The sequence below is a fragment of the Bradyrhizobium sp. LTSP885 genome (assembly GCF_000938305.1).
Lineage (GTDB): Bacteria > Pseudomonadota > Alphaproteobacteria > Rhizobiales > Xanthobacteraceae > Bradyrhizobium.
Genome location: NZ_JYMT01000020.1, coordinates 94980 through 107155 on the forward strand (window position 1 = coordinate 94980; position 12176 = coordinate 107155).

At 65.4% G+C, this 12176-nt stretch carries 11 protein-coding genes; 10 read left to right on the forward strand and 1 reads right to left on the reverse strand.

What is annotated here, in order from left to right; all coding sequences use genetic code 11:
- Positions 1-4 precede the first annotated feature (4 nt).
- From UP09_RS13585 to UP09_RS13630, 10 genes are all read left to right on the forward strand, one after another.
- Complete coding sequence (locus tag UP09_RS13585; protein WP_044538702.1) at positions 5-973, forward strand: ABC transporter permease; 969 nt, start codon at positions 5-7, stop codon at positions 971-973.
- A complete protein-coding gene (locus tag UP09_RS13590) occupies positions 970-1953 on the forward strand; it encodes an ABC transporter ATP-binding protein (protein ID WP_044538703.1) in 984 nt (327 codons plus the stop codon). Before UP09_RS13585 ends, UP09_RS13590 begins: the two co-directional genes overlap by 4 nt.
- Positions 1950-2945: an ABC transporter ATP-binding protein gene (locus UP09_RS13595; protein ID WP_044538704.1), complete on the forward strand. Its 996-nt coding sequence runs from the start codon at positions 1950-1952 to the stop codon at positions 2943-2945. The genes UP09_RS13590 and UP09_RS13595 overlap by 4 nt, the downstream gene beginning before the upstream one ends.
- Before the next feature lie 97 nt (positions 2946-3042).
- The gene (locus UP09_RS13600; protein ID WP_044538705.1) at positions 3043-4848 is read left to right on the forward strand and encodes a gamma-glutamyltransferase family protein; all 1806 of its coding nucleotides are present in this window, start codon (positions 3043-3045) and stop codon (positions 4846-4848) included.
- Positions 4849-4861: 13 nt separating this feature from the next.
- The gene (locus UP09_RS13605) at positions 4862-5572 is read left to right on the forward strand and encodes a DUF1028 domain-containing protein (protein WP_044538706.1); all 711 of its coding nucleotides are present in this window, start codon (positions 4862-4864) and stop codon (positions 5570-5572) included.
- The gene (locus UP09_RS13610; protein WP_044538707.1) at positions 5569-6558 is read left to right on the forward strand and encodes an ABC transporter ATP-binding protein; all 990 of its coding nucleotides are present in this window, start codon (positions 5569-5571) and stop codon (positions 6556-6558) included. Before UP09_RS13605 ends, UP09_RS13610 begins: the two co-directional genes overlap by 4 nt.
- On the forward strand, positions 6555-7649 hold the full coding sequence (locus tag UP09_RS13615) for an ABC transporter ATP-binding protein (RefSeq protein WP_044538708.1): 1095 nt from the start codon (positions 6555-6557) through the stop codon (positions 7647-7649). Before UP09_RS13610 ends, UP09_RS13615 begins: the two co-directional genes overlap by 4 nt.
- 34 nt (positions 7650-7683) lie before the next feature.
- Entirely contained in the window at positions 7684-9195 is a 1512-nt protein-coding gene (locus tag UP09_RS13620) for an ABC transporter substrate-binding protein (protein ID WP_245301937.1), read from the forward strand.
- A gap of 22 nt (positions 9196-9217) precedes the next feature.
- Positions 9218-10159, forward strand: coding sequence for an ABC transporter permease (locus UP09_RS13625; protein WP_044538710.1), 942 nt, complete (start codon positions 9218-9220; stop codon positions 10157-10159).
- Between the two features lie 4 nt (positions 10160-10163).
- Entirely contained in the window at positions 10164-11051 is an 888-nt protein-coding gene (locus UP09_RS13630) for an ABC transporter permease (protein ID WP_044538711.1), read from the forward strand.
- Between the two features lie 235 nt (positions 11052-11286).
- On the opposite strand, the gene cnbZ is transcribed toward UP09_RS13630, so the two are convergent.
- Positions 11287-12030, reverse strand: a complete 744-nt coding sequence (gene cnbZ, locus UP09_RS13635; RefSeq protein WP_044538712.1) for a 2-amino-5-chloromuconate deaminase CnbZ — start codon at positions 12028-12030, stop codon at positions 11287-11289.
- Positions 12031-12176: the final 146 nt, after the last annotated feature.

The window sequence follows — 12176 nt, forward strand, 5'->3', positions numbered from 1 at the left end:
AGCCATGTCTGACGCGGTCGTTCCCCATCGCAGCGAAGAGGGCGCACAGGCGCCGCCCGGCGCCGGCTGGTTCCGGCGCGCGCTCGACAGCGACATCTTCTATTCGTTCCGCCGCTCGAAGATGACCATGGCGGCGGCCATTGTGACGCTGCTGTTCTTCCTGCTGGCAATCTTCGCGCCCTTGCTATCTGCGCAAAACCCGTTCGATCCCGCGCAACTGCAACTGATGAATTCGCGGATTCCGCCGCTGTGGACTGCCGATGGCCAGAGCCCGTTCCTGCTCGGCACCGACGAGCAGGGCCGCGACGTCTTCTCGGCCATCCTCTACGGCCTGCGCGTCTCGCTCGCCGTGGGCGTCGCCGGCGTGGTCTTTGCCGGCGCACTGGGCATCGCGCTCGGGCTGATCGCCGGCTATTTCGGCGGCGCGATCGACAGCCTGATCATGCGGATCGCCGACGTGCAGCTCACCTTCCCGGCGATCCTGATCGCGCTTCTGGTCAACGGCGTCGCCAAATCGCTGCTCGGCAACCGGCTTGACGAAACCAGCACGCTCGGCGTGCTCGTGATCGCGATCGGTCTCAGCTTCTGGGTGCAGTATGCCCGCACCGTGCGCGGCTCGGTCATGGTCGAGAAGAACAGAGATTACGTGGCGGCCGCGCAACTGATCGGCCTGCCGGCGCCGACCATCATGCTCCGGCACGTGCTGCCGAACACCATGGGCCCGATCCTGGTCATCGCAACCATCAATCTCGCGCTTGCGATCATCACCGAGGCAACGCTGTCGTTCCTCGGCGCTGGCATGCCCGACACCATGCCTTCGCTCGGCACCTTGATCCGGATCGGCAACAACTACCTGTTCGCCGGCGAATGGTGGATCGTCGCCTTTCCGGGCATTGCGCTGGCTGGCCTGATCCTGTCCATCAACCTGCTCGGCGACTGGCTGCGCGACGCGCTCAATCCAAAGCTCCGATGACCCAGCCTGTCCTCTCCGTCCGCGACCTCGAGGTGGAATTCGTCACCCGCCGTGCCGTCTTGCACGCGATCAACGGTGTGTCGTTCGATATCGCCAAGGGCGAGGTGCTCGGCGTTGTCGGCGAGTCCGGTGCCGGCAAGTCGGTGACGGGCCTTGCCGTAATCGGCCTGATCGATCCGCCGGGCCGCATCTCCGCCGGCCAGATCGAGCTGTCGGGGATGCGGATCGATCATCTGCCACCGGAGGAAATCCGCCGCATCCGGGGAAAACGGATCGGCATGATCTTCCAGGATCCGCTGACCAGCCTCAATCCGCTGTACCGGATCGGCGATCAGATCATCGAGACCATCCGCACTCACACCAATCTCGGCGAGAGCGCGGCGCGCAAGCGCGCCATCGACCTGCTCGCCGAGGTCGGGATTCCTGCGCCGGAGAAACGCATCGACGGCTACCCGCACGAATTCTCCGGCGGCATGCGCCAGCGCGTCGTCATTGCGCTGGCGATCTGTGCCGAGCCCGAGCTGATTATCGCCGACGAGCCGACCACCGCGCTCGATGTGTCGGTGCAGGCGCAGATCATCGCGCTGATCAAGCGACTCGGGCGTGACCACGGCACCGCGGTGATGCTGGTGACCCATGACATGGGCGTCATCGCCGAAACCTGCGACCGCGTCGCGGTGATGTATTCGGGCCGGATCGCCGAAATCGGTCCGGTGCAGGACGTGGTGCGCAATCCGTTGCATCCCTACGCCAAGGGCCTGATGGGCGCGATCCCGACACTCGCGGGCGAGGACAAGCGGCTGGTGCAGATTCCCGGATCGATGCCGCGGCTGTCGGCGATCCCGCCGGGCTGCCCGTTCAATCCGCGTTGCGCCTTTGTCTTCGACCGTTGCCGCGTCGAGCGGCCCGAGCCTGTCAAGCATGGCACGCAAGCGGTCGCCTGCCATCTGTTCGCGCCGGCGACGGAGAGCGCGGCATGAGCACGACGCTGATCGACGTCAAGAACCTGCGCCGCGTCTTCGACGTCTCGAAGCCATGGCTCAACCGCGTGCTCGAAGGCGGCCATCTCGAATTCCTGAAGGCGGTCGACGGCGTCACCTTCGACATCAAGCGCGGCGAAACCTTTGCGCTGGTCGGTGAATCCGGCTCCGGCAAGACCACGGTCGCGCGCATGGTCGTCGGCCTGCTGCCGCCGAGCTCCGGCGAAGTCGTCATCGACGGCGTCTCGATGACCAACCCGCGGCAAGCCCAGGAGCGCCGCCGTCTGCGCCGCCGCATCCAGATGATCTTCCAGGATCCCTATGCGAGCCTCAATCCGCGCTACCGGGTCGATGCCATCGTGGCCGAGCCGATCCGCGCCTTCGCGCTGATCCAGGGCGAGCGCGACATCAAGGCGCGCGTCGGCGAATTGCTCTCGCTGGTCGGCCTGCACCCCGACGACGGCCTGAAATTCCCGCATGAATTTTCCGGCGGCCAGCGCCAGCGCATCGCGATCGCCCGCGCGCTGGCCTCGGAAGCCGAGTTCATCGTTTGCGACGAGCCAACCTCGGCGCTCGATGTCTCGGTTCAGGCGCAGATCCTCAATTTGATGCGCGACCTGCAGGACAAGTTCGGCCTGACCTACCTCTTCATCAGCCACAACCTCGCGGTGGTCCGCCACATGGCGACCCGGATCGGCGTGATGTATCTCGGCCGCATCGTCGAGATCGCCGAAAGCCGCAAGCTGTTCGATGATCCGCAGATGCCCTACACAAGGATGTTGCTCGGCGCGGTTCCCGATCTGGCGATGTCCGGCCGCCAGCGCATTCCGGTCAAGGGTGAAATTCCCAACCCGATCGATCCGCCGCCAGGATGCGCCTTCAACCCGCGCTGCCCGCTGGCATTCGATTTGTGCCGCCAGAAGGCGCCGGATCTGATCAATGGCGTGGCCTGCCACGCCGTCAACAGCCCGGTCGCAGCTGTTCTGGCGTGATCACGCGGATGCGAGCAGCCATGTGCACCAGACGGTTGGCATCCCAGGCCGCCTGTGATCAAGTGCGCCGCAACAAGCCCTTGGACGGTGAAGCCGCATGAGCAACGTCAATCCCGATCCGTTCACCACCCGGCCTGAAATCGAAGGCACATTCGGCGTCGTCACCTCGACGCACTGGATCGCCACCGCGGTCGGCATGGGGATCCTGGAAAAAGGCGGCAACGCCTTCGACGCCGGCGTCGCGGCGGCCTTCACGCTCCAGGTGGTCGAGCCGCATCTGAACGGCCCCGGCGGCGACGTCCCTGTGATCGTGCACGATATCAAGCGCGGCAAGACCGAGGTGATCTGCGGCCAGGGTCCGGCGCCGGCCAAGGCGACCATCGCGCATTACCGCAGCGAAGGCCTCGAGATGGTGCCCGGCACCGGCCTGCTCGCGGCCTGCGTGCCCGGCACGTTCGAGACCTGGATGCTGCTGCTGCGCGACTACGGAACTGTGAAGCTCCGCGACGTGCTGGAGCCCGCGATCATCTATGCGCGCGATGGCTATCCGCTGGTCGAGCGCGCGGCCGCGACCATCCAGATCGTGGAGCAGTTGTTCCGCAAGCACTGGACCACCTCGGCGGATGTCTATCTGCCTAATGGCGAGGTGCCGAAGCCCGGCACCATCTTCACCAACAAGCGGCTTGCGGAGACTTACATCCGCATTCTGAACGAGGCCGAGAGCGCCGGCGGCGATCGCGTCGCGCAGATCGAGCGTGCGCGCCAATCCTGGTCAAAAGGTTTTGTCGCCGAGGCGATCGACAAATTCTGCCGCACCCAGGACGTGATGGACGTCTCGGGCTCGCCGCATCGCGGCGTGCTGACCGCCGACGACATGGCGCGTTGGCAGCCGACCATCGAAGCGCCGCTGACTTACGACTACGGCCGCTACACCGTGCAGAAGGCCGGCGTCTGGAGCCAGGGCCCGGTGATGCTGCAGCAGCTCGCGCTGCTGAAGGGCTTTGAACTCGACGGGCTCGATCCTGTCGGTCCCGACTTCATCCATCTGCAGATCGAATGCGCCAAGCTCGCCTATGCCGATCGCGAGACATTCTATGGCGACCCGAAATTCACCGAGATCCCGATCGAAACACTCCTGTCGGACGCCTATAATGACGAACGGCGCAAGCTGATCTCAAAGGACAAGGCGTCGCTCGACTTCATTCCCGGTTCGGTCGAGGGCTTCGGTGCCGTCGTCAAGCTGCGCCGCGCGGAGGGGCATCGCGAAGCCGTCGGCGCGATGGGTGCCGGCGAGCCGACAGTCGGCCGCTTCGGCGAGGTGCGTGGCGACACCGTGCATTTCGACATCATCGACAAAGCCGGCAACATGATCTCGGCGACGCCGTCCGGCGGCTGGCTGCAATCCTCGCCCGTGATTCCCGAACTCGGCTTCTGCCTCGGCAGCCGCGCGCAGATGTTCTGGCTGGAGGAAAACCACCCGGCCGCGCTGGCACCGGGCAAGCGGCCGCGCACCACGCTGTCGCCGACCATGGCGCTGCGCGACGGCGAGCCGTATCTCGCATGGGGCTCGCCCGGCGGCGACCAGCAGGATCAGTGGATCACGCAGTTCTTCCTGCGGCACGTTCACGCCAAGATGAATCTGCAGGAGGCTATTGACGCGCCGGCCTGGCACTCCGAGCATTTCCCGATCTCGTTCTGGCCGCGCACCGCGCGCCCCGGCGTGCTGGTGCTGGAAAATCGCGTACCGAAGCCGACCGTCGACGAATTGAAGCGGCGCGGCCATGTGGTGGAGATCGGCCCCGATTGGTCGGAAGGCCGCCTCACCGCAGCGTCGAAAGTCGGGCCTCGCCGCCGCGCCGCTGCGAACCCGCGCGGCATGCAGGGCTACGCGGCGGGCCGCTAGATAGAGGCTTGAGATGACCTGGTCGATCATCGCCCGCGACAGCGCCACCGGCCAGTTCGGCATCGCCGTCGCGACCCGGTTCTTCGCGGTCGGCGCGCGCGTGCCCCATATCGCCGCCGGTATCGGCGCGATTGCGACGCAGGCGATGGTCAATCCCTATTACGGCATCGACGGCGTCACACTGCTGCGCGGCGGCAACAGCCCGCACGACGTCATCGCGACGTTGCTCGCGCGCGATGCCGGACGCGAAAGCCGGCAGGTGCATATCATGGACGCCAAGGGCCGCATATCAGCGCATTCCGGCAAGGATTGCGTCGACTGGTTCGGCCATATCTCGGGCGACGGCTTTTCGATCGCCGGCAACATGCTGGCCGGGCCCGCGGTGCTCGACGACACCGCGAAAGCCTACGCTGCCAACGAAACGCTGCCGTTCGCGCAGCGCCTGATCAAGGCCATGTTCGCCGGCGAGGCGGCCGGGGGCGACAAGCGCGGCAAGCAATCGGCGGCACTCTTGATCCATGGCACGGAGGAATGGTCCGATCTCGACCTGCGGGTCGACGACCATGCCGATCCCCTGCACGAGCTGGAGCGGCTGGAGGCGGTCAGCCGCGAACGCTGGGTGCATTTCCGAAAATTCATGCCGACCCGCGACAATCCCGCCGGGATCACCGACCGTGTCATCATTGACGCCGCCATCGATGCCGCAGCGAAGAGCCAGGGATGACGGCCGGCCCGCTGATCGAGATCGAGGGCCTGCGCGTCATCTTTCACGGCGATGACGGCCGCACCACCCACGCCGTCGACCGCGTCGATCTCAGCGTCGCCAAAGGCGCAACCCTTGGCCTGGTCGGTGAATCCGGTTGCGGCAAGAGCGTCACATCACTCGCGATCATGGGCTTGCTGCCGAAGCAATCCGCCGCCGTCACCGGCGCGATCCGCTTCGACGGCTTCGATCTGCTCGACGTGCCGGACCAGACGCTGCGCGATCTGCGCGGCAATCGGCTGGCGATGATCTTCCAGGAGCCGATGACCTCGCTCAACCCGAGTTTTACGATCGGCGACCAGATCGTCGAGACCATCCTGCGTCACCGCGGCGGTTCGCGGCGCAGTGCGCGCGAGCGCGCCATCGCGCTGCTGCGCCGCGTCCACATCCCCTCGCCCGACAAGCGCATCGACGACTATCCGCACAAGCTGTCCGGCGGCATGCGCCAGCGCGTGATGATCGCGATGGCGCTGGCCTGCGACCCGCAGCTTCTGATCGCGGACGAGCCGACCACCGCGCTCGACGTCACCCTGCAGGCGCAGATCCTCGATTTGATGCGCGAGCTGAAGGATGCGAGCGGGGCGGCGATCATCCTGATCACCCACGATCTCGGCGTCGTCGCCGAAGTCTGTGACGAGGTCGCGGTGATGTATGCCGGCGAGATCGTCGAGCGCGCACCCGTCGACGATCTCTTCGCCAATCCGCAGCATCCCTATACGGTCGGCCTGCTCGGCTCGATCCCGCGGCTCGACCGCCGCACCACCCATCTTGCCACTATCGAGGGCATGGTGCCGAACATGGCGAACCCGCCGGCGGGCTGCCGCTTCGCCGCGCGCTGCCCGTTCGTCGAGGACGACTGCACAAAGACCCCGCCGCCGCTCGCGATGCTGAGCGCCACCCACGCCTCGCGCTGCATCAGGGCGCCGCTGGAGCGGCTGGTGTCATGACCGCACTGCTCGAGGTCGAGGGCCTGGTCAAGCACTTCGTCGCCGCGCGCTCGGTGTTCGGCCGCCCGACCTCCCATGTGAAGGCCGTCGACGGCGTCAGCTTCACGGTCGAGGCCGGAAAGACGCTGGCGCTGGTCGGCGAATCCGGCTGCGGCAAATCCACCGTCAGCCGGCTGGTGCTGCGGCTGATCGAGCCCGACGCAGGCACCGTCCGCTTCGAAGGCCGCGATCTCGGCGCGCTCAACGCTGCACAATTGCGCGCGTTCCGCCGCGACGCGCAGATCATCTTCCAGGACCCCTACGCCTCACTCAACCCGCGCATGACGGTGAGCCAGATCCTGACCGAACCGCTGGCGCTGCACGACCTCGTGCGGTCGGCCGGCCGCCGCGATCGGGTCGAGGAGCTGTTGCGCCTGGTCGGCCTCGAACCGCGCTTTGCCCGCCGCTACCCGCATGAATTCTCCGGCGGCCAGCGCCAGCGCATCGCGATTGCCCGCGCGCTCGCGGTCGAGCCGAAGCTGATCATCTGCGACGAGCCGGTGTCGGCGCTCGACGTCTCGATCCGATCGCAGATCCTCAATCTGTTGCGCGACCTGCAGGATCGCCTCGGGCTTGCGTATATTTTCGTCTCGCATGACCTCGCGGTGGTCAAGCACATCGCCGACCGCGTCGCTGTCATGAATCTCGGCACCATCGTCGAGACCGCGAACGCCGATGCGCTGTTCGCCGCCCCGCGCCATCCCTACAGCCGCGCATTGCTATCGGCGATCCCGGTGCCTAAACCGAAGGCGAAACGCAGCCGCATTGTGCTGCAGGGGGAGATGCCGAGCGCGCTCGATCCGCCCTCCGGCTGCCGCTTCCACACCCGGTGCCCCTATACAATCGCGCGCTGCCGCAGCGAAGTGCCGCAGCTCGCCGAAGATGGCACCGGACATGTAACGGCGTGTCACCGGACGGCGGAGCTGCCGCCGGCGGATGCGATCGTGCCGTCCGACGGCGGCTTCTCGCCGGTGCTGGAAAAATTGGTCGCGGCCTTCAGCAAGCCTGCGGAAGGGGCTGGGCGTTCCGGGGTTGGTACAGTCGGGAGCTAGGCCGCGCATGAACATGGGGAACGGTATGATGAGGATGCTTCTGAAGGCAGCGACCGCTGCGACCCTGTTGCTGGTGCTCGGCGCAGGCGTCCAGGCCCAAGCCCAGACCACGTTGCGCATCGGCCTTGCCGAGGATCCTGATATCCTCGATCCCTCGACCGCGCGCACCTATGTCGGCCGCATCGTGTTCGCCGCCTTCTGCGACAAGCTGTTCGACATCGACGAGAAGCTCAACATCGTGCCGCAGCTTGCGCTCTCGCACGAGACTTCCGCGGACGGCAAGGAAGTCACGATCAAGCTGCGCCCCGGCGTCAAATTCCAGGACGGCGAGCCGCTCGATGCGGAAGCCGCAAAATTCTCGCTCGACCGCCACATGACGATGCCGACCTCGTTCCGGAAGTCGGAGCTTGCCAGCGTCGATCACGTCGAGGTGGTCGATCCCCTGACCATCAAGCTGGTGCTGAAGACGCCGTACTCGCCGCTGATCGCCCAGCTCACCGACCGCGCCGGCATGATGGTGTCGCCGAAGGCGGCCAAGGAGGCCGGCGACAAGTTCGGCCTGCATCCGGTCTGCGCCGGCCCGTACAAATTCGTCGAGCGCGTGCAGCAGGACCGCATCGTGTTCGAGAAGTTCGCCGACTACTGGAACAAGGACAACATCTTCATCGACCGCATCGTCTATTTGCCGATCGTCGACGCCACTGTGCGGCTCGCCAATCTGAAATCCGGCGGGCTTGACCTTATCGAGCGCGTGCTGGCCACCGACATCAAGGATGTTCGCGCCGATCCGAAGCTCGTGCTGTCGACGGCGCCGGAGCTCGGCTATCTCGGCCTCACCGTCAACATCGCCAACGACAAGGCCAAGGGGCCGCTCAGCCAGTCGGAGAAGGTACGTCAGGCGCTTGACCTGTCGATCGATCGCGAGGCGCTCAACCAGGTCGTGTTCAACGGCGAGTTCACGCCGGGCAATCAGTGGGTCTCTCCGACCCATCCCTATTATCAGAAAGCGTTTCCTGTCCGTGGCGGCGATGTCGCCAAGGCCAAGGCGTTGCTGAAGGAAGCCGGTGTCACGCTGCCTGTCACGGTCGACTACATGATCCCCAAGGGCTCGGAGTATGAGGCCGTGGCTCAGGTCGTGCAGTCGATGGCGGCCGAAGCCGGCTTCGACATCAAGATCCGCGTCGTCGAGTTTGCGACCACCTTCAAGCAGGCCCAGGCCGGCGAATTCCAGGTGTTCCAGATTAACTGGAGCGGCCGGATCGATCCCGACGGTAATTCCTATGTCTTCATGCACTCAAAGGCGCCGCAGAACGACGGCGGCTATTCCAGTCCGGACGCCGACAAACTGATGGAAGACGCGCGGCTGATCGCCGATCCCGCGCAGCGCAAGGCGATCTACGAGAAGCTGGCCAAGATCCTGCTCAACGACGAGCCGATCATCTACCTGTTTCACCGCAAGCTCTTGATCGCGCACACCACCAAGGTCGAGGGCTACCGGCAGATGCCGGACGGGCTGGTGCGCGTGGTCGGGCTGAAACTGAAGTGACGGTCGCAGCGCAGGCACAGCCATGCTGAACTTCCTTGCCAAGCGGCTGGTGCAGATCGTCCCGACGCTGTTCTTTGTCTCGCTGCTGATCTTCTCGCTGCAGCATCTGCTGCCGGGCGATCCCGCGCTGGTGATGGCTGGAGAGGAGCGCGATCCAGCCGTGATCGAGCAGATCCGCCAGCAGTATCACCTCGATCAGCCGATCCCGGTGCAGTATATCTACTGGATCAAGGGCGTGCTGTCGGGCGACTTCGGCGAGTCCTTGCGCAACAAGATGCCGGTGCTGAGCCTGATCGCGCAGAAGCTGCCGGTGACGATGCAGATCGCCGGTATGGCGATCGTGATCGCCTTCCTGATCGGCATTCCCGCCGGCATCATCTCGGCGGTCAAGAAAGGCACCGCCTGGGACTATGGCGCCAATCTGTTTGCGCTGTGGGGCATCTCGACACCGAATTTCTGGCTCGGCATCATGCTGATCTTCCTGTTCTCGATCAAACTGGGCTGGCTGCCGGCCTCCGGCTACGTGCCGCTGAGCGAGGACTGGCGCGCCAGTCTCGCCGCGTCGATCATGCCGGCCTTCGTGCTCGGCAACGCGATCGCCGCGATCCTGATGCGGCACACCCGCAGCGCCATGCTGCAGGTCTTGGAAAGCGACTATGTCCGCACCGCGCGCGCCAAGGGCCTGTCGGAGCGGTCGGTAATCCTCAAGCATGCGATGCGCAACGCGCTGACGCCGATCATCACGCTCGGCGCGCTCGAGCTTGGCACGCTGCTGTCGGGCGCAGTGCTGACCGAGCAGATCTTCTCGATCCCCGGCTTCGGCAAGCTGATCGTCGACGCCGTGTTCAACCGCGATTACGCCGTGGTGCAGGGCGTGGTGCTGACCACGGCGACGATCTACATCGCGCTCAACCTGATTGCAGACATCGCCTACATCCTCGTCAACCCGCGGCTGAGGGGTTGACGCGATGACCGACACCGCCCTCGGCACGATCCCCCTCACCGCAACAGACGAGCTGGAGAGTCCGGCCCGCCGCGCCTGGCGGCGGTTGATGAAGCGCAGGGGCGCGGTCATTGGCCTTCTCGTGATTGTAATCTTCGTTCTGCTGGCGATCTTTGCGCCGCTGATCGTGCCCTACGATCCGATCGCGACGAGCTGGTCGCTGGTGCGCAAGGGCCCCTCGGCGCAGCACTGGTTCGGCACCGACGATCTCGGCCGCGACGTGCTCGCGCGCGTCGTGTTCGGCGCCCGCGCTTCGCTGCTGGCGGGCGCAATCTCGGTCGGCATCGCACTCACGATCGGCGTTCCGCTCGGGCTGCTCGCCGGCTATCGCGGCGGCTTCATCGACGCGCTGATCGGCCGCATCACCGATGCGATGCTGGCCTGCCCGTTCCTGATCCTCGCGATCGCGCTCGCGGCCTTCCTTGGGCCCAGCCTCGGCAATGCGATGATCGCGATCGGCATTTCCGCAACGCCGGTCTTCATCCGGCTGACCCGCGGCCAGGTGATGAGCGTCAAGGTCGAGGACTATGTCGAGGCCGCGCGCGCCATGGGCAACCCGCGCTGGCGCATCGCGCTGTTTCATATCCTGCCGAACATCATGCCGGCGTTGCTGGTGCAGGCGACGCTGTCGATCGCGGCCGCGATCATCGCGGAAGCCGCGCTCTCCTTCCTCGGTCTTGGCCAGCAGCCGCCGTTGCCATCCTGGGGCAGCATGCTCAACGCCGCGCAGCGCTTCCTCACCAACGCGCCCTGGATGGCGATCTGGCCGGGGCTTGCGATCTTCCTGGTGGTGCTCAGTTTCAACCTGGTCGGCGACGGCCTGCGCGACGCGCTGGACCCGAAGGCGCGGTGATGCTTTCACCTATCACACAGCTTGTTCAAGTGTCGTCCCTGCGAAAGCAGGGACCCATACGCCGCGGCGGGTGTTATGAAAGGGACTCGTCGTCCTAGTGGTGCCCAACTATGAACTTCGGTGGTTATGGGTCCCTGCTTTCGCAGGGACGACACTGAATCTATTGCGCAGCCACTGAGTCATACATTCACATCTTCTCAGGATGACGGGATCGGCAGAGCGCTCGCTTCTCGTTCTAAACCACCACCTCCCGCAACACCCTCCGGCAATCCATCTCGTATTCGAGATCGACCACCGGCGGGCGGGCGAAGTGCCAGGTCAGGCCAGAGCGCGTGGCGCCGCGGCGGACCAGTTCGTCTGCGATCACGGGATGGACATCGTGGACGGTGTAGGCCTGCACGGCCGTGGTCTCCGTCCAGGTGAAACCGAACTGCGCAAGGCGGCGCTCCATCTCGCTCGCTGTGAAGCGAACCTTCTCCCGCCAGGCGTCAGGGCTGAGGTCACGATAGCGCACGATGCGCTCCGGATAGCTTCCCACGCCGCCCCGCGCCTCCGCGCCTCCAGCGATCACGAAGGACGGTGACGCATTCGCGCTCGGCCGCGTGAACGAGAACGCGTAGAATGACGGCTCAGACGGCGGGTCGATCTCGGGACAGACATTGCTGCGCGCCACCGGATTGGTGGTGCCGTCGAACAGGCCCCATTCGGCGAGCGTCTTGACGTAATGCTGGTTGAAGGCGCGAAAGCCGTCTTCGGTGAAGGCGGCGGGCGAGCGCAACTCGCAGGCGCAGAACGCAGTCAGCGGCCGGCTGGCGCCCTGGATGGTGGCGGCGATCCGCGCAAAGCCTTCGGCGAGCGGCACCAACTGGTCGAACCGCACCCGCTCGATCTCATAGCCGGGGCTCGCCTGCGCGCCGCTTGAATACTGGAAGACGGCGGGAATGAACCGGTAATTGCCGGCCGCGAAATCGCTCACCATGTCTGTTCCTCCAGATCTTGTAGCGTTTTCGAGCGAAGTGGATTCCGGTTCGCGTGAAGAAAACGCGTCAAAAGAAAAAGTCGCTTCCTGCCCTGCGCACAGACGATATTACGGCACAAAGAAAAGGCGGCAATGGCTTTCGCCAG